Genomic DNA, 21,805 nt, shown 5'->3' with positions numbered 1-21,805 from the left:
GGTGCTTTCTAAGTTGAGTACGCAGCTTGAATATAAAGAGGAAGATCAAGCGAATGAGTTGAGGACCCTTTTTCAGGATATTGAAGAAGGAAATGAAAATGATGAAGAATTGTTCGCTGATCAAACCATAAATGAGATTGATGTTTTGAATTTACCTCCGAGAAAAGAGGTACATACGAAAAATAAACGGACTAAAATTAAGTTAAGCAAGCCACTCTTGCGATTTCTTTTTACGGTGATTATTGTTATAGCGGGATTGGGAACGGCAATTTATGTCTGGCAGGATGAAATTACGACTCTGTTGCATAAACTCTAATAAGGAACAGACTTTACGGATTAGCTTACTACCTAAAAATTGATTAATTGCATATAGTATTGTATACATCCAATGTTTCATCTGCATGTATAGACCGTTGTCTTTGTTGTTAAGTAATATTTTTTAAGGGGGATACTGTATGCGTGTGGAAAGACTATCCAGTCATCAGTTCACCATATTTTTGACTTTTGACGATTTAATTGAGCGTGGTTTCACGAGTGATGAAATATGGCACGATGCAGCTAGTGTCCGGAGTTTATTTAGTGAAATGATGTATGATGCAAGTGATGAATTAGATATAGAACTTGATGGAATGCTGCTTGTTCAAGTTTTCATGATGCAGGCTCAAGGTATGCATGTAGTCGTGACGCAAATGAGTGATATGGAAAATGAAGACGAAGATTTTATTGAAATGAAAGTGACACTTGACGAAAGCCATGAATTAATATTTTTATTTGAGGACATTGAAGATTTAATCGACGTTGCATCCTATTTATCGCCACTTGGAATAGAAGATGGGCAAGTATATTATTTGGATGATCATTATTATATGTTATTTGATGAAGAGTCCCTTCCCGAGATTGAAAAAGAAAGCATCATTGCAATCATGTCGGAGTATTCTCATTCAAGTATTCTTACTTCCCATCGTCTAAAGGAATACGGGAAAATTATTTATGAAAAGCAGGCTGTAAAACAGATTATGAATCATTTTTACAACTAGTTTCATCTGACAAATAATATAGTGTTCCATAGTATTTTAATTGCATATTTACAGTGAAAGTGTATACTAACTTCTTAGTAGAAGGTTTATTAATATATGTATTCTAGGGGGTAAATTTCATGGTAGCCGATAAAGCAGTAGATTCTACCGAAGAAAATCATGAAAATCTAGATGTTTTAAGTTCAACAAGAGCAGTAATTATGACGGCTTTGGAAAAGTTGGGATACTCCAATGAGGTATATGAATTATTAAAAGACCCGCTTCGTATGATGACTGTTCGCATTCCGGTACGTATGGATGATGGCAAGGTGAAAGTGTTCACTGGATATCGCGCCCAGCATAACGATGCTGTAGGCCCGACGAAAGGTGGCATCAGGTTCCATCCGGACGTAACGGAAAAAGAAGTAAAAGCCTTATCTATTTGGATGAGTTTGAAAGCGGGTATTGTCAACTTACCATATGGCGGAGCAAAGGGTGGAATAATTTGTGATCCGCGCCATATGTCCTTCCGTGAATTGGAAACGCTTAGTCGTGGTTACGTTCGTGCTGTCAGTCAAATCGTTGGACCGACGAAAGATATTCCGGCACCAGACGTATTCACGAATTCACAGATCATGGCCTGGATGATGGATGAGTACAGTAAGATTGATGAATTTAATAATCCCGGATTTATTACCGGGAAGCCGATTGTTCTTGGTGGTTCACATGGTAGAGAATCTGCTACAGCAAAAGGGGTTACAATCGTACTAAACGAAGCTGCGAAAAAACGCGGAATTGATATTGAAGGGGCCCGTATCGTCATTCAAGGGTTTGGAAATGCGGGTAGTTATCTATCGAAATTCCTTTATGATCAAGGGGCAAAGATTGTGGGAATTGCGGATGCACACGGTGCGCTGCACGACCCTGATGGCCTTGATATTGACTATCTTCTTGACAGGAGAGACAGTTTCGGCACGGTGACCAACCTGTTCGATAATACAATTACGAATAAAGAGTTGTTTGAACTCGACTGTGACATTATCATTCCTGCTGCAGTAGAGAATCAAATCACTCGGGAGAATGCACATAATATTAAAGCGAGTATTATTGTCGAAGCTGCCAATGGGCCTACAACAGCTGAAGCGACAAAAATTTTAACCGATCGAGATATTCTTTTAGTGCCTGACGTACTTGCTTCGGCTGGTGGAGTAACAGTATCCTATTTCGAATGGGTACAGAATAACCAAGGTTATTACTGGTCTGAAGAAGAAATTGATCAAAAACTACATGAGATTATGATTGATTCTTTTAATAACATTTATAATCTTTCCGAAACGAGGCAAGTTGATATGCGGCTAGCTGCTTATATGATAGGGGTCCGTAAAATGGCCGAAGCAGCAAGGTTCCGCGGTTGGGTATAAGATTAAGCTAATCACAAAAAAACTCTTATCATCTTAGGATAGGGGTTTTTTCTGTTGGGTAAAATACAATTACCATTTTTAGACTGCTGACGTTCAGTAGAATATAAGTTTTTGTTTTTAACCATCTTGGTTTATCCGATAAGCAAATTATAGTAGAATATTATTAGAGCATGTGAAAAGGATGTGGCAGTAAATGCAACAGGAAGAAGTTATTATTGTTGGAGCCGGACCTTGTGGAATGGCTGCAGCGATTGCTTTACAAGACAGAGGTATCAACCCTCTGTTAATTGAAAAAGGAAACGTCGTGAATAGCTTGTACAAATTCCCGACACACCAAACATTTTTCAGCTCCAGTGACAATCTGGAAATCGGTGATATTGCTTTTATTACCGAGAAACAGCGGCCAGTCAGAAATGAAGCACTGGTATATTACAGAGAAGTAGCAAAAAGAAAAGCGCTGCGCATTCAATCCTTCGAGGAAGTTACTAAGATTGAAAAGAAAGATAAAGGCTTTTTGCTCAATACGGAAGCTAATCATAATGAGAAAAAACAATACAAAGCAAAATTTGTTATTATCGCGACAGGTTATTATGACCAACCAAACCGTCTGAATGTTCCGGGTGAGGATTTGCCTAAGGTTAGCCATTACTTTAAAGAAGCACATCCTTATTACAATAAAGACGTTTTAATTATAGGTGGGAAAAACTCCGCAGTAGATGCAGCGATCGAACTCCATAAGGCAGGAGCAAATGTGACAGTCCTTTACCGCGGAAAGGAATATTCTTCGAGCGTTAAGCCTTGGATTCTTCCGGGATTTGATTCTTTAGTTAGGAAAGATGAGATCGAGATGGTATTTAATGCGAATGTAAAAGAAATTACTGAAAATGCGGTTTTTTATGAAGTGGATGGAGTCGAGCGGCGTATTGATAATGAATTTGTTTTCGCAATGATCGGTTACCAACCAGATATCAAATTTTTACACGACGCGGGTGTCGAAACAGATCCAGTGAGTGGAATTCCAGCGTATGATGAAGATACGTATGAAACAAACATACAAGGAATCTATGTAGCTGGTGTTGTAGCGGCAGGGTTTAACAACAATGCTATCTTTATTGAAAATGGACGTTTTCACGGAGATGCAATTGCACGTTCGATCGCGGCGAACCGGACAATGAAAGTATAATGCACAAAGGCGCAAGTGCCCGTTTAGCAACGTACAAACTGGAGCACTCCGGAATGAGATAAAGGAAACACAACGAACGAAGTGAGTTGATGTTGACTTATCGATTGGAGGAGTGTGAAGTTTGCTAGTTGCTGGGCGCTGGAGCTGGACGTGGCTAGCCCTAGACACCTAAGTTATCACAGCATTTTATTTATAGTTTCTTATACTATTATAAAGGAGCTAGCGACTGCTAGCTCCTTTACTGTTCAGAAAATAGTTTGCTCAACTCTTCCATATTCGTCGTTTGTTCTAAAGCAAGGAGTAATTTGATTCTTGCTTTAGGGCCGGTTAGTCCATTAGCGAAGATTACACCTATTTCATTTAATTGTCTACCGCCGCCGGAATAAGCATAAGTTGGCTGAACGGTTCCTTGGTAACAGCGGGAGACGAGGATGATTGGGATATTATCATTTATAACTTTCGTAAGTGCATCCATAATCGATCCTGGTAAATTACCTTGGCCAAATGCCTCAATAACAAGTCCATCCGGTTTCCCTAGGTGGAGCGCGTGAATTAAATCCTCATCCATCCCAGCAAATGCCTTCAGAAGAAAAACTTTAGATTCAACTTTCGTAACAGGATAGTGCTCCCTTTTTAAAATGCTGTGATGGAAAACAATCAATTCTTTCGTAACAATTCCAATTGGGCCATATTGCGGACTTTGGAAGGTTGCGACATTGCTTGTTGAGGTCTTCGTGACGTTTGCAGCTGTATGAATTTCATCATTCATAACAACTAGTACACCTTTGCCATTTGCTTGTTCCGCGCAGGCAACGCGAAGGGAACTGATTAAATTATAGAGTGCATCTGATCCGATTTCATTACTGGATCGCATGGCACCGGTAATGATAATCGGCTTTTCAGTATCGATCATAAGGTCAAGGAAATACGCCGTCTCTTCCAATGTATCTGTTCCGTGAGTAATGACAATTCCATCGTATTTAGGTAAGGATTGTTTTATGCACTCTGCCAGTTCCAGCATGTTCTTTGGTGTAATGTGTGGGGAAGGCAGGTCAAAAACAACGAATTCATCCACATCGGCAAATTTGTTGTATTGATCCTGCAGTTTAGTCAATGGATGTTCATCTGTAACATTAACTGCTCCAGTTTCCTTATTTTCTAGCATCGAAATTGTTCCACCTGTATGGATAATCAAGATTTTCTTCAACGAAATCACCTGCTTCACATTTTCACTATTTCCAATAGGATAACTTCATGATACGATAAAAGTATTGTACTTGGAAAGAGGTTTATAACTATGATTGCTATTTTCTCTGTGGGACTTGCCCCTGTTGTAGCATTGATGTCCTTTTTTTATCTTAAGGATGAATATACGGAACCAATCCCTTTAATTGTACGGTCTTTTCTATTAGGCTGTCTGATTGTATTTCCGATTATGTTTGTGCAGCATGCATTTGTAAAGGAAGGATTCGTGTTAAATATTTTCTTAACATCCTTTTTCCAAGTTGCATTACTGGAAGAATTTTTAAAATGGTTTATTTTTATGTTCTCCATGTACCATCATGACGAATTTGATGACCATTATGATGGAATTGTATATGCTGTGGCAATCAGTTTGGGTTTCGCCTCGGTGGAAAACATCTTATATTTACTGACAAATGGAATTGAGTATGCCTTTTCAAGAGCGATATTTCCTGTATCATCGCATGCATTATTCGGTGTTATTATGGGTTATTATTTCGGAAAAGCGAAGACACGTGTAAGTAAGACAAGATTTAATCTTGGGCTCGCTTTTTTCATCCCGTTTCTACTTCATGGAATCTATAATTACATCTTGCAGTCGGTATCGAGCAATTGGATTTACTACCTTGTTCCATTCATGATTATCTTATGGATATTCGGACTTCACCGCATGAAAATTGCTAATCAACCTGATTTGAATTAAAGAACAGAATACGTCGTTACAAAAGCATGTACAGTATCCCTCGCTGTACATGCTTTTTATTTCATAAATGTGTATAAAAATAGATTAGCAACAAAAGCTATCCTCAAGTCATTGCTTTATCAAAGTGCAACCGTTCGTATACCTTTCAGCTTGTAAAAGGGAAGGAAACCCCCACTGAATGAAGTTTCACTTTATAAAGGTGAGAGTAAACGGACGCTTATGCTCTGATAACTTAGTTAACATTTCGCGGAAGATAAGCAAAGATTCTTCGGCATGACGAATCGTTTTTTGAGGAGGGTTAGACTTGCGATACAGAAAGATTAGTTTTTTCATGGTTTTCGGTTTGTTTCTATTACCTTTATTCTTCGACGGAAAAGAAGAGGCACAAGCATTCAGTCCCCAGGTTATTCAACATGGTGCAGTTGGGGATGATGTTATTGAACTACAGGCGAGATTACAATATTTAGGATTTTATAACGGAAATATTGACGGAGTTTTCGGATGGGGAACATATTGGGCTCTTCGTAATTTCCAATATGAATTTGGTATGAACATTGATGGGCTCGCTGGTCAGGAGACAAAGAATAAACTAGTAAATGCGAGTCAGTTTAATGAAGCGTATGTGAAAGAACAAATTTCCAAGGGTAATCGCTTTAGTCATTACGGCGGAACGGAAGGCGGGCAGCAACAGGGTGGCCAAGCGCAACAACAAGAGCAAAATGTACCGGTAGATAATACAACCGCAGTCAATGTTCCGCAAGGCTTTTCACAGAATGATATTCAATTGATGGCAAATGCGGTATATGGGGAGGCAAGAGGAGAGCCATATGAAGGTCAGGTTGCAGTTGCAGCCGTAATTCTTAACCGGGTAGCGAGTCCTAGTTTTCCTAATACAGTCTCAGGTGTCATCTTTGAGCCACGGGCTTTTACAGCCGTAGCAGATGGTCAAATCTGGCTCACACCGAATGAAGTGGCAAAAGAGGCTGTGCTTGATGCAATCAATGGTTGGGATCCTTCTTCCAATGCCATTTATTATTTTAACCCGGATACGGCAACCTCGCCTTGGATATGGACAAGGCCGCAGATCAAGCAAATTGGTAAGCATATCTTTTGTAAATAGGAAGGTGTGAATAGTATGATTCGTTGGATTACCATTGGTATTCTGTCGCTCGGATTAGTTGGAGCAGCCATTTGGGGCTACCAAGAACACCAGGAGAAAAATGCGATTTTAATACAGGCGGAAAACAGTTATCAAAAATCATTCCACGAGCTTAGTTATTATATGGATTTACTGCATGATGAGATTGGAACAGTGCTGGCAATGAACTCCCATGAACGGTTATCACCTAAGTTCGTTGATATTTGGCGGATTACTTCAGAAGCTCATTCCAATGTTTCCCAATTACCACTCGGGCTCTTGCCATTTAATAAAACAGAAGAGTTTCTCTCGAATATTGGTGATTTCACGTACCGCACGGCGATTCGCAACTTGGATGACGACCCGTTAACTGAAGATGAAACGAAAGTTCTAGAAGATCTTTACGTACAAGCAAATGATATTAAAGATGAATTGCGGCATGTACAGCATTTAGCACTTGAAAATAATTTGCGGTGGATGGATGTTCAGCTTGCATTAGTTAACAATGACCAAACAGATAACACGATTATCGATGGGTTTAAAACTGTGGAGAAGCAAGTGGAGGGGTACGCTGAGGCGAACAGCCAATCCGGTTTAATCGGGGTTAGTACAAAGCCAGAAGATCACTTCGAAAATCTTCCCGGAAAAAAATTGAGTGAAGAGGAAGCATTAGATAAAAGCAGAAAGATTTTCGATATCAATTCGAAAGAAAATATTGAAATTACACCTTCTGGAGATGGCGCCGATATTCCAATTTACAGTGTATCTTATCAAAATGGTGAGAAACGCGCTTATATGGACCTCTCTCAAAAAGGAGGTTATCCGTTAACATTATTGATCGAACGTCCGGTAGAAAATAAGAAGCTTAGTTTGCATGATGGACAAGAACATGCGGAAAAATATCTGGAGCAATTTGACTTTGACGATATGGAACTATATCAAAGTATGGAACTGAATAATGTCGGAATGTATTCGTTCAATTATAATCAGGATGGCATTCGGATTTACTCTGATTCCGTAGAGGTGAAAGTAGCGCTAGATAATGGAGATGTCTTAGGAGTGACAGCAAGCGAATATTATAGTAATCATCATGAACGAGAAATCGATGAACCGGAACTTACGGAAGAAGAAGCACGCGAATTCGTTAATACGAATGTCCAAATAGAAGAAAGCGGCCTAGCGATTATTACGAATGATGTGGATGAAGAAGTGCTTACTTATGAATTCTTAGGTACATTCAACAATGATACGTACCGCATCTTCATTAACGCCATGGATGGCAGAGAAGAAAAAGTCGAAAAACTCGGGGGCAAGGAATTGAAATATTCCTGAAAAAGCTCCAGAACGGATGTGGCGATTGCTAGCAACTATAGTTGTCCACTGCATCTTTATTTTATATTTTTTTAATACAGGTAAAGGGGGGAGGCAAAAAGCCTTCCCCTTTTCTCTTAAATCTGTAATAATAAATATATACAATCATTCCGTCATGAAGGCAGATAGAATCGTGGTGAAGATATGAAAGGACCAATGATAAAGATTGGCACAAAGCTGGGATTAACATTTAAAGAACCTGGATTGCAAGCGGATGAATATTATTGTAAAGTTGTTGACATCAACGACAACTATCTTCTTATTGATTATCCCGTACATAAACAAACAGGGAAGACCAAATTTTTCCAAATAGGTGCCTCTTTTAAAGTTGATTTTGTAGGTGATGATGAAGCAGTTTATCAATTTCAGACGACACTGGCAGATAGAGTAAAGATGAATGTCCCCGCTTTAGCACTTTGTAAACCAGAGCCAGAAGATATTGAGCGAATTCAGCGGAGACAATTTGTACGTGTGGATGCAACAATTGATGTTGCTATCCATCGTCAAAATGAGGAAGCTTTTACAACGGTTACTTCCGATATAAGCGGTGGCGGTTTATCATTAATCGTGCCAAGGGAAGATCTACTGGATATACATGAAGTGATTAATGTCTGGCTCGTACTCAGCTTTAGCTCAGGGAAATATCATTATATACAGACAGCAGGTCAAGTCGTTTTCTTGCAACTGAGAAACGGAATCCATACAGCTTCAATAAAGTTCCTTGGATTAAAACCGACGGATCAACAATTAGTCATTAGTTACTGTTTTGAAAAACAACGGGAAATGAGAAAAAAAGAATTATCTTAAGTACAGATTGTAGACCTTCCAAATTGAATTATGCTATGATAAACAGGAGATAGAAATGATTATTACTTACAATACTTATGAAGAAATTACAGACATGCTTATGAGAGGACGGAAGTTTGTAGATGCAGGAAGAACATATAGCTATTGCGATTGATGGCCCGGCAGCTGCTGGTAAGAGCACGGTCGCAAAAATTGTAGCTGAGAAATTAAATTATATCTATGTGGATACAGGTGCGATGTATCGTGCATTAACGTTGAAGGCGCTTAACGATGGAGTTGATCCTTCCGATGAGGCAGCGGTTATAAACTTGTTACTAGAGACGAATATCGAACTTGCCAACGATTCGACAGGACAACGTGTTATTTTGGATGGAAAAGATGTGACAGAAGAAATCCGTTACCAGCCTGTATCTGCGAATGTATCTTATATTGCTAAGCTTACTGCCGTGCGCCAAGAGATGCTGAAACGGCAGCGGGAATTAGCGAAAGACCGTGGTGTCGTGATGGATGGCCGGGATATTGGTACTCATGTCCTTCCCGGTGCACAAGTGAAAATATTTCTTGTGGCATCTGTTGATGAAAGAGCAAAAAGACGACATGATGAAAATATTGCAAAAGGCATCCCGTCGGATTTAGACCAATTAAAAGCTGAAATTGAGAAAAGAGATGAAATAGACACTAACCGTGAAACAGCACCCTTAGTTAAGGCAGATGATGCGGTTGAACTTGATACAACATCCCTTTCCATCCATGAAGTCGTCCACTCTATCTTACAAGAAGTGGAAAAGTATAAAAATAAGCAAAATTAGAATACTTTGCTTGACAAAGAAATGTAATTATTAGAAGTTATAGAAAGAATAATTTATATCGCTATGATGCTATTAGGAGGGCTAAGGTTATGACTAACGAATTTAACGAAATACCAGAATTAAATGTAGGAGATACGGTTACGGGAACAGTTGTAAAAGTAGAGGAAAAACAAGTTCTCGTAGATATCGGTTATAAAACAGAGGGAATTGTCCCAATTAGTGAACTTTCCAGCTTACATGTCGAGCTTCCAAGCGATGTCGTAAGTGAAGGGGATTCTGTTACCCTACAAGTGAAGAAATTGACAGATGAAGAAGTAGTATTGTCCAAGCGGGCAGTAGATGCTGAAAAAGCATGGGAAGATCTTGAAGCAAAACATGACAACAAGGAAGTTTTTGAAACCGTTGTAAAAGAAGTTGTTAAGGGTGGACTTGTTGTTGATGTAGGTGTACGTGGTTTCATCCCCGCATCACTCGTAGAAACATATTATGTAGAAGATTTCAGTGATTATGAAGGTAAATCATTAGAAGTGATTGTAGAAGAACTCGACCGCAGTCAAAATCGCGTTATTCTCTCTCACCGTGCAGTAGTTGAAAAGGAAGAAGAGGAGAAAAAGAAAGAACTTCTTGATTCCCTCGAGGAAGGTCAAGTAATTGAAGGAACTGTACAACGCCTAACAGGGTTTGGTGCATTCGTTGATCTCGGCGGTATTGATGGACTAGTGCATATTTCCCAATTAGCTCACTACCATGTTGAAAAAGCTTCCGATGTTGTTTCAGAAGGTGACAAGATTGAAGTGGAAGTGCTATCCGTCGACAGAGATAATGAAAGAATTTCTCTATCCCATAAAGCGACCTTACCAGGACCTTGGACAAATATCGGAGAACGCGTTTCTCAAGGTGATGTGTTAGAAGGAACCGTTAAACGCTTAGTTAGCTTTGGTGCTTTTATTGAATTATTCCCTGGAGTAGAAGGACTTGTTCACATTTCCCAGATTGCGAACCGTCATATCGGCACACCAGATGAAGTGCTTGAAGTAGGTCAGCAAGTAAATGTTAAAGTGCTTGACGTGAACGAAGAAGACGAACGTATTTCCTTAAGTATCAAAGAATTGGAACAGGAGAAAGAGCAAGTCGAAGTAAAAAATTATGAAAAAGATGACGACCATTCCGGATTCCAACTTGGAGACGTTATTGGCGATCAGCTCGACAAATATAAATAATAATGAAAGGTCTTCCTGCGAAAGGAGGACCTTTTTCTTGGTGTATACCAGACTCGCTTTTTTGGCAGACTGAATGCCAAGGAGTGAGAATATGGACGAATATAAGTATGCCATTTTATTTGGCGTGTTTGTCGGTACGATGGCAAGGATTCTAATGTTGAGAACTGATTATAGACAGTATCCAACCTATCTTCACGGGAAAATCATTCACGTTTCCCTTGGATTTATTGCGGCTTCTTTAGGGGCGATTGCAGTTCCTGCTTTAATTGAGCGAGAATATACGGCAGTTACGTTACTAACGGTTGCCGCCACGCAATTTCGGGATGTACGTAATATGGAAAGGAATACATTGACTGAGATTGATCCCTTGGAGCTTGTCCCTCGTGGGAAAGCGTATATTGAAGGGATCGCAATTTCATTTGAAAGCAGAAATTATCTTTGTATTTTCACGGCGCTTATTTCTACAGTATTGTATATTTATTTCGGCCTTCCGATTGCGATCGTTGGAGGTGTTGTTTCCGTCCTTCTATCGTTACGCCTAATGAGTGGAAAAACGATTAAAAGCATCGCTAATATCGAATATACCCCATTGAAGTTTGATGGTGCGGGTTTGTATGTTGATAATATTTATATTATGAATATTGGGTTAAAAGAAAGACGTGAAGAAATATTGAAATACGGTGCCGGATTCATCATCTATCCGAAAAACCGGAATGTCGTGCAGACACTAGCCAATTTAGGGCAGCGACAAGCAATGCTTCACGATGTGTCCGTTTCCCTTGGAGTTTTTCGTGATTCGGGAACACCTGCTTTAACCCCGATCATGAAGCGGGATTTGAATGACGGGAGAATCGGGATGTTTATTCTCCCGCAAAATCGTGATATTGATCTTGCCATTAGGATTATTGGTGCAGTTCCAATCCTAGAAACTGCCATCCGAATGCCTTCCGAGTCAAAAGCCCATCATGAAATGAGGGATGAATGATGAATATCGAAAAAGCGGTACTTGCTGTCATTACAACAAACCCGTCGAAAGTTAATGGAGGCGCACCAATCTTTATTTGTGAATCAAAGCAGGAAATGGAAACGTTCGCTGCCAATCTAGAAGCGATAACAGATGGAATTGTTCATTCATTAAGTGAGGAATTGTACATCATTGTAAAACATTGATTTCGGTTAAAAATTGTTTATATGAGTTGATTTTGCTAGAATGAATGAAGTAATAAAGTATGTTGTAGAAGGGAAGTTCCTTTCATGAGAAAATCAGTAGTTGCAATAGTTGGAAGACCTAATGTAGGCAAATCAACGATATTTAACCGATTAGTCGGTGAAAGAATTTCAATTGTAGAAGATATTCCCGGTGTTACAAGAGACCGGATCTATTCGCAAGCGGAATGGCTGAATAGAGAATTTAATCTCATCGATACAGGAGGAATTGAAGCGGGCGACGAACCATTGCTTGTTCAAATGCGCCAACAAGCCGAAATTGCAATCGATGAGGCAGATGTTATTATTTTTCTAGTAAATGGTAAAGAAGGAATCACTGGAGCGGATGAGGAAGTTGCTAAACTATTATTTAAATCCAATAAACCGATTGTTTTAGGTGTGAATAAAATAGATAATCCAGAGATGCAAGAAACTATTTACGAATATTATTCTCTTGGATTTGGAGAGCCCTTTCCTATTTCAGGCGCCCATGGTCTCGGTCTTGGTGATTTACTGGATGAAGTGATTCGCCATTTTCCTCCAGAAGAAGAACCAGAAGATGATGATGAAACGATTTACTTCAGTGTAATCGGGCGGCCGAATGTCGGTAAGTCCTCCTTAGTAAATGCACTCTTAAATGAAGACCGTGTCATCGTAAGTAATATGGAAGGGACGACACGAGATGCGGTTGATACTCCATTCACTAGGGATGGACAGGACTATGTCATCATCGATACGGCAGGTATGCGAAAACGCGGGAAAGTATATGAGACGACGGAGAAATATAGTGTGCTGCGGACTTTAAAGGCGATTGAAAGGGCGGACGTTGCCCTTGTCTTGATTGATGCTGAAACTGGAATCATTGAACAGGATAAACGAGTAGCTGGTTATGCCCATGAAGAAGGACGGGCAGTTGTCATTGTAGTTAATAAATGGGATACCGTCGAATCTGATCAAAAGGCAATGCAGAAATTCGAAGAGGACATCCGAACGCAGTTTCAATTTTTGGATTACGCACCGATTGTATTTTTATCTGCGGAGACGAAAAAGCGACTGCACACATTGCTTCCAGTTGTTAAAATGGTCAGTGAGAACCATGCAAAACGGATACCTACCAATTTGTTGAACGATGTGATTATGGATGCAATTGCGGTGAACCCAACTCCGACATTTAAAGGGAAGCGTTTGAAGGTTCTCTATGCGACACAGGTTTCTGTGAAGCCCCCTTCCTTTGTAATCTTTGTTAATGATCCGGAGTTAATGCATTTCTCGTATAAGCGATTTTTAGAAAATAAAATTAGGGAAGCGATTGACTATACTGGCACACCGATCAACATTTTTGTAAGAAGACGTCAGTAGAGAGGAGAAAGTTATATGAAAAAAATTGCAGTGTTAGGTGCAGGAAGCTGGGGGACCGCCTTAAGTATCGTTTTAGCTGATAATGGTCATTCCGTAAGATTGTGGAGCCACCGGGCGGAGCAAGCTGAAGCGATTAACAATACAAAGCGCAATGAAAGATATTTAGATGTAGAATTACCTGAAGGAATCCAAGCCTTCTCTGACTTAAATGAGGCAGTGAAGGGAACGGAGGCTGTCTTAATTGTTGTTCCAGCAAAGGCAATCCGGGAAGTGACCCGTTCTTTACAACATGTCTTACCGGACGGAGCAACGATCATTCACGCAACGAAAGGAATTGAGCCCGTTACATTGAAGCGCGTATCGGAAATGATTGTTGAAGAATTTCCGGAATATCCTTCCGACGATATCGTTGTTCTATCGGGTCCAAGCCATGCTGAAGAAGTTGCATTGCGACACCCGACAACGGTAACAGTTGCGGCGAAGAATCCAGAGAAGAGTAAACATGCTCAAAATCTATTCAATAGTGATACATTTAGAGTGTATACAAGTCAAGATGTGTTAGGGCTTGAATTAGGCGGAGCATTAAAGAATATTATCGCCCTAGGCGCAGGTATCTCAGATGGGTTGGGGTATGGTGACAATGCTAAATCAGCCCTTATCACAAGAGGACTTGCTGAAATTACCCGATTAGGAACATCGCTAGGAGCGAACCCGATTAGTTTCTTAGGATTATCCGGTGTTGGTGACTTGATTGTTACGTGTACAAGTGTCCATAGCAGGAACTGGCGTGCTGGAAACTTGCTGGGTAAAGGACACCAGCTTGATGATGTCCTAAGTGAAATGGGCATGGTTGTTGAAGGGGTGCGTACAGTTAAGGCCGCGTATCAGATTGCTGAAGAACAAGCGGTTGAAATGCCGATCACTTCAGGGATTTACCAGATTCTTTTTGAAAATAAAAATCCTAAAGATGCGGTCACTCAATTGATGACAAGAGACAAGCGTGAAGAGATGGCCGGACTTGATCAGATGCTTAAGGATCTGTACTCCTGATTCACACGCATTCTTTCTCCTTGCATATACTATGTTGAAATAAAGAATCAAGGAGGAAATGTAGTGAATAATTTTCAAAAAGGCATGTTCGATAAAATCAATCAAAAAGCGAACATATCCCCTGAGGAGATTTACCAGGTGGCAGATTCCGTAAAACACGCTGACTTTTCTGATGAAAAAACGGTCCGCGAACTTATCCAACGCTTATCTAGATTAGCGAACAAACCTGTTTCCAAGGATAAAGAGGATAAGATCGTAGAAGCAATTGTTAAGAATAAAGTTCCAATGAATCCTCAAACCATGAATAATTTATTCGATAATTAATTAGGTCAGTAGGCAGATGAGGATACAGAACGTTGCATTCTCGCATACAATAAATCGCACAAGCATTCGTGGATAGAGTCTGCAAGGGTATTATCTAGTCACCCGGAACGGAGCGGCCCCCTCTGTTCCGGTTTTTTTTACAAGCTTATACATCTTGATATAATTATATGAATTGCTTATGGTATAATATGTGGTGTTCCTAAGCAGATTCTATAAATTAGGGGTGAAATAAAATGAGCATATCCATGTTTAAAATGTACGTATCGTTTGCGGGGATGATTTTATTATTTTTAGCAATGGGTCTGATCTGGTTAAGCAGACAAAAATTAAAGGGCTGGATAGCGGGAATCGTTTCTTTACTTGCCTATTTCAGCTTAGTATCCGGTGCACTGATTATTCTTTTTGTCGTGTTTACAGGTCCTACAAGATAGTTATCAGGAGGGTAAAAAGTGAAAGCTTCATACATAAAAATAGCCGTACTTGCCTTCTCCTTCGTCCTGCTTGCGGGCTGCCTGTACCCGGACAGTGAACGAGTAGAGAATCAAGTACCGCATGCTACACAGCTTGAAACAGTCCAGTCTGCCGTAAATACTTATCAAGAACAGACGGATGGCCTCGTGCCAATTCGCACGAAACCGAGCGACACACCAATTTTTGAGAAATATTTAATAGATTTTAACTTGTTGAAGGAGCACAATGCGATTGCAGAAATCCCAGGCAACGCTTTTGAAAATGGTGGCTATTATCAATATATTTTAATTAATCCAGAAGTTGATCCAACTGTTAAAGTGATTGATTTAAGAATTACGGAAGCCATCCGCAGTGTTAATATTCGAATGAATACATTTCGTGATGAACATACATACCCGGCTTTTGGTGAAAAGGTAGAAGATGGTATTTATCTCATCGATCATGAGAAATTGAAACTAGATGAACCGCCGACTGTCGTAAGTCCGTATAGTCAGGAGAACTTGCCGATTATTATGGATGTGGAAGGAAACTTATATGTAGACTACCGGATTGACTTACAGCAAGCGTTAGACGAATATGATCATGACTATGAAGAGGGAGACGACATCCGTTATCTCTTAACCGACCACACTCCCTTTGCACCAGCCTATTCGCTTCCTTACACGGTAAAAGACGGAGAACCGGTCTTAATGATGGAGGAGGAATAGCCTCCAAAAAAACATGCATAAACCAACACCCTCGGCACATATACTGTTCCGAGGGTTTTTTATTGTTCGCTTTAATTGATATATATCATCGGTTTTCTATCTGGAGATCCACTGTCCCGATACCTCTCCTTTTCACAGGCGGTCAGGTTACTCCTCGCACACTTTGCATGCTGCAGGGTCTTACCTAGGCTAGTCCTGCCGCAGGAGTCTCAAGGTATCCGGACTGCTCCCGGAAGATATGTTAGCTAGGCTGTCTAATTTTTTGAGTGTATAAATTAAAGTGCGAACCTTTAGTTTGCCTCGGCCGCCTCCTGACTTCTGCGGAATGAGAAGCATCGAGAAGGCCCTCAGCAGGCTTATCCACGAGGCAGACTATTCTCTCTCTTGTATGTGGTCAATGCCTACATGTGCAGATTCTGCGCGTCGAGGCTCGTCAGGTGCCCCCGGAAGGAGAGGGTGGGGGATCTGGAGTTTTCCATAACATATTAGTTTTCCAATAGCTTTTCATATCATGGAGGCGAAGAATAATGGAAGATATATAAATGCATTCTAGTATTGATTAATCATGCATATTTTATTAGGACAACATCATAGACTTGTAATGTCAAGTAATATTCCGCTGTATTTCTAATAGTTTTTAGGATCGGGAGGGATTTCTTTGGAGAAAATCGATATTTTTAAAGATATTTCTAAACGGACAAACGGAGATATATATCTTGGAATAGTCGGAGCTGTCCGTACGGGAAAATCAACATTTATTAAAAGGTTTATGGAACTCGTCGTCCTGCCAAATATCACCGATGAAAGTGACAGATCAAGAGCAATGGATGAACTGCCCCAAAGCGCTGCAGGGAAAACAATCATGACAACGGAGCCCAAGTTCATCCCTAATCAAGCAGTCACCGTCAATGTAGAACAAGGTCTCGATGTGAATGTGCGGCTTGTCGATTGTGTCGGTTATGCAGTCGAAGGAGCAAAAGGATTTGAAGATGAAAATGGACCACGAATGATTCACACTCCTTGGTATGAAGAACCTATACCATTCCATGACGCGGCAGAGATTGGAACGCGAAAAGTAATCCAAGAACACTCTACCATTGGAATTGTCGTAACAACCGATGGCACAATTGGAGAGATTGCCCGTTCGGACTATGAAGAGGCTGAAGAAAAGGTAATCGAGGAATTAAAGGATGTTGGCAAACCATTCATTATGGTTGTGAATTCCGTTCGCCCGACAAGCCCGGAAACAGAATTTTTAAGAACGGAGTTAGCTGAGAAGTATGATATCCCCGTTGTAGCTGTCAGTGTGGAGAATATGACAGAGCAAGATGTTTATAAAGTTCTCCGCGAAGCTTTGTTTGAATTCCCTGTACTTGAGGTGAATGTAAATCTACCAAGCTGGGTGATGGTCCTTAAAGAGGAGCATTGGCTGCGGGAGAATTATGAGAGCGCAATTCAAACAACAGTGAAGAACATTAAACGTTTAAGAGATGTCGATGAGATTGTTGCAACATTTTCAGAATATGAATACATTGACCAGGCAAACTTAGCCGGTATGGAGATGGGAGAAGGAATTGCGGAAATTGATCTCCACGCTCCGCCGGAATTGTATGATGAAATATTAAAAGAAATTGTTGGTGAAGAAATCCGGGGGAAAGACCATCTATTGGAACTTATGCAGGAATTTACCCATGCGAAACGGGAATATGATCAGATTGCAAGTGCCCTGCAGATGGTAAAACAGACGGGTTATGGAATTGCAGCTCCGAGTGTACAAGATATGATCCTCGATGAACCGGAAATTATCCGGCAAGGTACAAGATTTGGCGTAAGACTGAAAGCAGTTGCTCCATCCATTCATATGATTAAAGTCGAAGTTGAATCAGAATTCGCACCGATTATCGGGACGGAGAAGCAAAGTGAAGAACTTGTGAGATATTTAATGCAGGATTTTGAAGACGACCCATTATCTATCTGGGAATCGGATATATTCGGAAGATCTCTCAATTCAATTGTACGAGAAGGTATTCAAGGAAAAATTTCATTAATGCCAGAAAACGCCAGATATAAACTGAAGGATACATTAGAGCGCATCATCAATGAAGGATCGGGCGGATTATTGGCAATCATTTTATAGCAGCTGAAAAAGGCTGCTTTTTATTTTTGGACGGCAGGAAAATAGAAATCCTTGTCGAATAGGTATAGTATAGGGTACTCAAATGAAAACTGCTTTCACATCTGAAATATCTGACGAATGGAGCGAAGTAGCTGTTTTTATAAAAAATATGCAGAAAAAGCGCATATATTGTTGAATTTCAAAGCGAATTCGTTTAATATTAGCCTTGTTACTAATTGATTTTGGTAACAAGGTATAAAAGGAGACAAAGATGTGAACAAATGAATTAAGTAGTTTTTGTTTGTTACACTGTCAAGTTTAACATTTCGGGAGGAGGTGAATGTCATGAACAAAACTGATTTAATCAATGCAGTAGCTGAGAAAACTGAGCTTTCTAAGAAAGACGCAACAAAAGCAGTTGAAGCTGTATTTGAAACTGTCATGGATTCACTTAAACAAGGTGAAAAAGTACAATTGATCGGTTTCGGTAACTTCGAGGTGCGCGACCGTGCAGCACGTAAAGGCCGTAACCCACAAACTGGAGAAGAAATCGAAATCCCTGCAAGCAAAGTACCTGCGTTCAAACCAGGAAAAGCTCTTAAAGATGCTGTTAAATAACTTGCTACATAGGGCTTATAAAGGGTACGTTTTATACGTACCCTTTTTTAATGCATTCTACAATGTTGCAAAAAGCATGCAAATCATGAGAGTATAGAAGTTGGTAAATTTAAAATATAAGGTGTTTAAGGGGATGAAAGCATGAAAGAGCCAAATTTCAAAACAGATTATATTGTTATCAAAGCGCTGGAAGACGGTGTGAATGTCATTGGACTCACCCGAGGTACCGATACGAAATTTCACCATACAGAAAAGCTTGATAAGGATGAAATCATGATTGCGCAATTCACCGAGCATACATCTGCAGTAAAGATCCGCGGCAAAGCTGTTATTCAAACAAATAATGGAGAAATGAGCAACGAATAAAAGTGAGTTTCACTAGTTTTACAAATTTTACTTCTACATAAATGGGAAGATGTAGATTGTAATTAAATATGCTATAATAGCTAAGGCACTTCTATAGACGAAAGGGCTTAGGTGATTTCTCTTGAGTAACTCGGTAAATGAAATACTTCGATTTAAAAAAGCAATAGAAGAAAAAATAAGATATGACTTTCTATGGAAAAATATTCAAAAGCCCGTGATAGAAGATGATAAATTATTTATTCTATCAAATCTCGTTCCAATTAATTCCGCGCTTCCCCATACAAAGCGTGATGCATATATTGTTACGACCATGCTTGTTCAGATAGCATTAGATACCCACGAACTGGTTAATGAAAGTAAAGCAGATGAAAGCACGGAGGAAAATCTATCCAGACAGCTACACGTGCTTGCTGGTGATTATTATAGTGGCTTATACTACTATCTGCTCTCACAAATAGATGAGTTTGATTTTATACATAAACTAGCGTCTGCAATTAAAGCGATCAATGAGTTGAAAATGAAACTTTACTATCAGGAATTCGCAAGCCTTAACGAGTATATCGACTTGAAAGTGCAAATCAACACATTGCTATTAAAAACAGTTGCAGCATACTTTAAACACGATGAATTTGTAGATAACATAACACAGTGGTTCTATATTTCAACGCTCCAAGAGGAGAAGGAACGGGTAATGGCAGATGAAATTGTGCTTAACAGTTTGTTAGATGTTAAACGTTCCAATACGTATATGAACAAAGAGGATAAATTTAGACATATTCTCCATAAAGAATGGCTGATCCTCCAACAAGGGTTAAAGCAACTCCCCCATTCTTCTGGGGAAATTTATAACTACTTTAAACAGAGAAGAGCGGATCATGTTGCGATGAAAGCCTCGAATGTGGAAGAAGGGTAAATATGCAAAAACAAACAAAAGAAGAACGTGTCCATCACGTATTCGAAAAGATATATCAAAATTATGATTCCATGAATTCCATTATTTCTTTCCAACAGCACAAATTATGGCGGAAAGATGTGATGGACAGAATGCACGTGGAAAAAGGTACAAAAGCGCTGGATGTCTGCTGTGGCACAGGAGACTGGGCTCTAACCCTTGCTGAAGCTGTCGGTGACGAAGGAGAAGTCGTCGGTTTGGATTTCAGCAAAAATATGCTTTCTATCGCCGAAGAAAAACGTGATGCATTAAATTTATCACAGCTTGATCTTGTACATGGAGATGCAATGGAACTACCTTTTCCAGACGATACGTTTGATTACGTGACAATCGGTTTCGGTTTACGAAACGTCCGTGATTATTTAACGGTATTAAAAGAGATGTACCGGGTTGTGAAACCGAATGGTAAGGTAGTTTGTTTAGAAACTTCGCAGCCGGAAATTATTGGTTTCAGGCAATTATATTTCTTTTATTTCCGTTTCATCATGCCCCTTTTTGGTAAGCTTTTTGCGGAAAGTTATGATGAATACTCCTGGCTGAACGAATCGACTAAGCATTTCCCTGACAAAGATAAGTTAAAAGAACTCTTTCAAGAAGCGGGCTTTTCTTTTGTCGAGGTGAAAAGTTATACCCTTGGCGTAGCGGCAATGCATATGGGAACAAAGCAGATTCGCTAAATATACCAGCTAAGTTGCAATTTAAAAGTATAGGTGACACATATGAAACTTCCTAAAACATACGGATACTTAAAAAAAGATCTCGACTTGATCGAGGCATCTTTAAATCAATCGATTCAAGCGGAACACCCGGTTTTACGTCAAGCTTCGACAGATTTATTGCATGCAGGAGGAAAAAGAATTCGTCCTGTATTTGTTCTTCTTGCGGGGCAAATGGGTCATTATGATGCCGAGAATATTAATAGAGCAGCAATCGCGCTTGAATTAATACATATGGCAACGCTCGTGCATGATGATGTGATTGATGAAGCGACCTTGAGAAGAGGGAAACCGACTATCAAACATACTTACTCCAACCGAGTAGCGATGTATACAGGGGATTATATTCTAGCGAGGGCGCTGGAAGAAATAACGATGATTAACAATCCAAAAGTTCACAAGGCGCTATCTAAATCGCTTGTCGAGGTAGCGATCGGTGAAATGGAGCAGATCGAGGATAAATTTAACTGGGACCAGACATTACGGGATTATTTGCGACGAATCAAAAGAAAAACGGCATTATTAATTGCAACAAGCTGTGAACTGGGCGCTATTCTGTCCGGCTTGTCGGACAGAGATATAAAGCGGATGTATCGCTATGGTTACTATATTGGCATGTCTTATCAAATTATCGATGATATATTGGATTTCACGGAAACTTCAAAGCAACTCGGTAAACCAGCGGGCAATGATCTCCTGCAAGGAAATATCACGCTCCCTGTATTATATGGAATGGATAATGAAGAATTTTATTCTTATACGAGAGAAGTGTTTAGAGATCCGGCCAACGTTCATCCTGATGATATGAAAGCTGTCATTGAGCGATTGAAACAAACAGATGCAATTAAGAAGTCTTATGAATTAAGTGATTTATATTTGAGTAAAGCTTTGGCAACATTGGAAAAATTGCCCTCTAGCAAATCAAAACAAACCTTGCAATCCATTGCCAAATATATTGGAAAACGGAGGACATAAGGAAAATAATTGTTATTTTCCTAATAATTTTGTAT

24 protein-coding genes are annotated in these 21,805 nt (G+C 39.8%); 23 read left to right on the top strand and 1 reads right to left on the bottom strand.

Annotation, left to right across the window (positions count from 1 at the left end):
* Positions 1 to 13: 13 nt before the first annotated feature.
* From IEX94_RS08115 to IEX94_RS08100, 4 genes are all read left to right on the top strand, one after another.
* On the top strand, positions 14 to 316 hold the full coding sequence (locus IEX94_RS08115; protein ID WP_188856781.1) for a hypothetical protein: 303 nt from the start codon (positions 14 to 16) through the stop codon (positions 314 to 316).
* A gap of 139 nt (positions 317 to 455) precedes the next feature.
* Complete coding sequence (locus IEX94_RS08110) at positions 456 to 1,037, top strand: genetic competence negative regulator (RefSeq protein WP_188856780.1); 582 nt, start codon at positions 456 to 458, stop codon at positions 1,035 to 1,037.
* A gap of 119 nt (positions 1,038 to 1,156) precedes the next feature.
* Positions 1,157 to 2,437, top strand: coding sequence for a Glu/Leu/Phe/Val family dehydrogenase (locus IEX94_RS08105; RefSeq protein WP_188856779.1), 1,281 nt, complete (start codon positions 1,157 to 1,159; stop codon positions 2,435 to 2,437).
* 193 nt (positions 2,438 to 2,630) lie between these two features.
* On the top strand, positions 2,631 to 3,620 hold the full coding sequence (locus tag IEX94_RS08100; protein ID WP_188856778.1) for a YpdA family putative bacillithiol disulfide reductase: 990 nt from the start codon (positions 2,631 to 2,633) through the stop codon (positions 3,618 to 3,620).
* A gap of 238 nt (positions 3,621 to 3,858) precedes the next feature.
* On the opposite strand, the gene IEX94_RS08095 is transcribed toward IEX94_RS08100, so the two are convergent.
* Positions 3,859 to 4,827 carry an asparaginase gene (locus IEX94_RS08095; protein WP_188856777.1) on the bottom strand — a complete coding sequence of 323 codons (969 nt, stop codon included), beginning with the start codon at positions 4,825 to 4,827 and terminating at the stop codon, positions 3,859 to 3,861.
* A 90-nt stretch (positions 4,828 to 4,917) separates the two neighbouring features.
* On the opposite strand from IEX94_RS08095, the gene prsW reads away from it, so the two are divergent.
* The 19 genes from prsW (at position 4,918) to hepT (ending at position 21,770) form a co-directional block, all read left to right on the top strand.
* Positions 4,918 to 5,565, top strand: coding sequence for a glutamic-type intramembrane protease PrsW (gene prsW, locus IEX94_RS08090; protein WP_188856776.1), 648 nt, complete (start codon positions 4,918 to 4,920; stop codon positions 5,563 to 5,565).
* Between the two features lie 331 nt (positions 5,566 to 5,896).
* On the top strand, positions 5,897 to 6,685 hold the full coding sequence (gene sleB / locus IEX94_RS08085) for a spore cortex-lytic enzyme (RefSeq protein ID WP_188856818.1): 789 nt from the start codon (positions 5,897 to 5,899) through the stop codon (positions 6,683 to 6,685).
* A gap of 15 nt (positions 6,686 to 6,700) precedes the next feature.
* The gene (gene ypeB, locus IEX94_RS08080; RefSeq protein ID WP_188856775.1) at positions 6,701 to 8,035 is read left to right on the top strand and encodes a germination protein YpeB; all 1,335 of its coding nucleotides are present in this window, start codon (positions 6,701 to 6,703) and stop codon (positions 8,033 to 8,035) included.
* 183 nt (positions 8,036 to 8,218) lie between these two features.
* Positions 8,219 to 8,881: a flagellar brake protein gene (locus IEX94_RS08075; protein ID WP_229782627.1), complete on the top strand. Its 663-nt coding sequence runs from the start codon at positions 8,219 to 8,221 to the stop codon at positions 8,879 to 8,881.
* A 122-nt stretch (positions 8,882 to 9,003) separates the two neighbouring features.
* Positions 9,004 to 9,690, top strand: a complete 687-nt coding sequence (gene cmk / locus IEX94_RS08070) for a (d)CMP kinase (protein ID WP_188856773.1) — start codon at positions 9,004 to 9,006, stop codon at positions 9,688 to 9,690.
* A gap of 89 nt (positions 9,691 to 9,779) precedes the next feature.
* Entirely contained in the window at positions 9,780 to 10,910 is a 1,131-nt protein-coding gene (gene rpsA, locus IEX94_RS08065; protein ID WP_188856772.1) for a 30S ribosomal protein S1, read from the top strand.
* Positions 10,911 to 11,001: 91 nt separating this feature from the next.
* Positions 11,002 to 11,895, top strand: coding sequence for a YIEGIA family protein (locus tag IEX94_RS08060; protein ID WP_188856771.1), 894 nt, complete (start codon positions 11,002 to 11,004; stop codon positions 11,893 to 11,895).
* A complete protein-coding gene (locus IEX94_RS08055; RefSeq protein ID WP_188856770.1) occupies positions 11,895 to 12,080 on the top strand; it encodes a capping complex subunit for YIEGIA in 186 nt (61 codons plus the stop codon). Before IEX94_RS08060 ends, IEX94_RS08055 begins: the two co-directional genes overlap by 1 nt.
* 84 nt (positions 12,081 to 12,164) lie before the next feature.
* Entirely contained in the window at positions 12,165 to 13,475 is a 1,311-nt protein-coding gene (gene der / locus IEX94_RS08050) for a ribosome biogenesis GTPase Der (RefSeq protein ID WP_188856769.1), read from the top strand.
* Positions 13,476 to 13,490: 15 nt separating this feature from the next.
* Positions 13,491 to 14,525 carry an NAD(P)H-dependent glycerol-3-phosphate dehydrogenase gene (locus IEX94_RS08045; protein WP_188856768.1) on the top strand — a complete coding sequence of 345 codons (1,035 nt, stop codon included), beginning with the start codon at positions 13,491 to 13,493 and terminating at the stop codon, positions 14,523 to 14,525.
* 63 nt (positions 14,526 to 14,588) lie between these two features.
* On the top strand, positions 14,589 to 14,849 hold the full coding sequence (locus tag IEX94_RS08040) for a stage VI sporulation protein F (RefSeq protein ID WP_156855894.1): 261 nt from the start codon (positions 14,589 to 14,591) through the stop codon (positions 14,847 to 14,849).
* Between the two features lie 233 nt (positions 14,850 to 15,082).
* Positions 15,083 to 15,280 (top strand): DUF2768 domain-containing protein, encoded by a 198-nt coding sequence (locus IEX94_RS08035; RefSeq protein WP_156855893.1) that lies wholly within the window; start codon positions 15,083 to 15,085, stop codon positions 15,278 to 15,280.
* A gap of 18 nt (positions 15,281 to 15,298) precedes the next feature.
* Positions 15,299 to 16,027, top strand: a complete 729-nt coding sequence (locus IEX94_RS08030) for a YphF family lipoprotein (protein WP_156855892.1) — start codon at positions 15,299 to 15,301, stop codon at positions 16,025 to 16,027.
* Between the two features lie 658 nt (positions 16,028 to 16,685).
* A complete protein-coding gene (gene spoIVA, locus IEX94_RS08025) occupies positions 16,686 to 18,164 on the top strand; it encodes a stage IV sporulation protein A (RefSeq protein WP_156855891.1) in 1,479 nt (492 codons plus the stop codon).
* Positions 18,165 to 18,488: 324 nt separating this feature from the next.
* The gene (hbs, locus tag IEX94_RS08020; protein WP_156855890.1) at positions 18,489 to 18,761 is read left to right on the top strand and encodes a non-specific DNA-binding protein Hbs; all 273 of its coding nucleotides are present in this window, start codon (positions 18,489 to 18,491) and stop codon (positions 18,759 to 18,761) included.
* 141 nt (positions 18,762 to 18,902) lie between these two features.
* Entirely contained in the window at positions 18,903 to 19,127 is a 225-nt protein-coding gene (gene mtrB / locus IEX94_RS08015) for a trp RNA-binding attenuation protein MtrB (protein WP_156855889.1), read from the top strand.
* Positions 19,128 to 19,248: 121 nt separating this feature from the next.
* The gene (locus IEX94_RS08010; RefSeq protein ID WP_188856767.1) at positions 19,249 to 20,040 is read left to right on the top strand and encodes a heptaprenyl diphosphate synthase component 1; all 792 of its coding nucleotides are present in this window, start codon (positions 19,249 to 19,251) and stop codon (positions 20,038 to 20,040) included.
* Positions 20,041 to 20,042: 2 nt separating this feature from the next.
* A complete protein-coding gene (locus IEX94_RS08005) occupies positions 20,043 to 20,756 on the top strand; it encodes a demethylmenaquinone methyltransferase (protein ID WP_188856766.1) in 714 nt (237 codons plus the stop codon).
* 42 nt (positions 20,757 to 20,798) lie between these two features.
* A complete protein-coding gene (gene hepT, locus IEX94_RS08000) occupies positions 20,799 to 21,770 on the top strand; it encodes a heptaprenyl diphosphate synthase component II (protein WP_156855886.1) in 972 nt (323 codons plus the stop codon).
* The last annotated feature ends 35 nt before the right edge of the window (positions 21,771 to 21,805 follow it).

The sequence above is a fragment of the Oceanobacillus indicireducens genome (assembly GCF_014647195.1).
GTDB lineage: Bacteria > Bacillota > Bacilli > Bacillales > Amphibacillaceae > Oceanobacillus > Oceanobacillus indicireducens.
Note: the sequence above shows the minus strand (reverse complement) of the source record. Positions and strands in the feature narration are given on the sequence as shown.

Bases quoted from the DNA above. Each gene is read 5' to 3' on its own strand.
- IEX94_RS08110 (WP_188856780.1), top strand. From the start codon at position 456: ATGCGTGTGGAAAGACTATCCAGTCATCAGTTCACCATATTTTTGACT.
- IEX94_RS08105 (WP_188856779.1), top strand. From the start codon at position 1,157: ATGGTAGCCGATAAAGCAGTAGATTCTACCGAAGAAAATCATGAAAAT.
- IEX94_RS08100 (WP_188856778.1), top strand. From the start codon at position 2,631: ATGCAACAGGAAGAAGTTATTATTGTTGGAGCCGGACCTTGTGGAATG.
- prsW (WP_188856776.1), top strand. From the start codon at position 4,918: ATGATTGCTATTTTCTCTGTGGGACTTGCCCCTGTTGTAGCATTGATG.
- sleB (WP_188856818.1), top strand. From the start codon at position 5,897: ATGGTTTTCGGTTTGTTTCTATTACCTTTATTCTTCGACGGAAAAGAA.
- ypeB (WP_188856775.1), top strand. From the start codon at position 6,701: ATGATTCGTTGGATTACCATTGGTATTCTGTCGCTCGGATTAGTTGGA.
- IEX94_RS08075 (WP_229782627.1), top strand. From the start codon at position 8,219: ATGAAAGGACCAATGATAAAGATTGGCACAAAGCTGGGATTAACATTT.
- cmk (WP_188856773.1), top strand. From the start codon at position 9,004: ATGCAGGAAGAACATATAGCTATTGCGATTGATGGCCCGGCAGCTGCT.
- rpsA (WP_188856772.1), top strand. From the start codon at position 9,780: ATGACTAACGAATTTAACGAAATACCAGAATTAAATGTAGGAGATACG.
- IEX94_RS08060 (WP_188856771.1), top strand. From the start codon at position 11,002: ATGGACGAATATAAGTATGCCATTTTATTTGGCGTGTTTGTCGGTACG.
- IEX94_RS08055 (WP_188856770.1), top strand. From the start codon at position 11,895: ATGAATATCGAAAAAGCGGTACTTGCTGTCATTACAACAAACCCGTCG.
- der (WP_188856769.1), top strand. From the start codon at position 12,165: ATGAGAAAATCAGTAGTTGCAATAGTTGGAAGACCTAATGTAGGCAAA.
- IEX94_RS08045 (WP_188856768.1), top strand. From the start codon at position 13,491: ATGAAAAAAATTGCAGTGTTAGGTGCAGGAAGCTGGGGGACCGCCTTA.
- IEX94_RS08035 (WP_156855893.1), top strand. From the start codon at position 15,083: ATGAGCATATCCATGTTTAAAATGTACGTATCGTTTGCGGGGATGATT.
- hbs (WP_156855890.1), top strand. From the start codon at position 18,489: ATGAACAAAACTGATTTAATCAATGCAGTAGCTGAGAAAACTGAGCTT.
- mtrB (WP_156855889.1), top strand. From the start codon at position 18,903: ATGAAAGAGCCAAATTTCAAAACAGATTATATTGTTATCAAAGCGCTG.
- IEX94_RS08005 (WP_188856766.1), top strand. From the start codon at position 20,043: ATGCAAAAACAAACAAAAGAAGAACGTGTCCATCACGTATTCGAAAAG.
- hepT (WP_156855886.1), top strand. From the start codon at position 20,799: ATGAAACTTCCTAAAACATACGGATACTTAAAAAAAGATCTCGACTTG.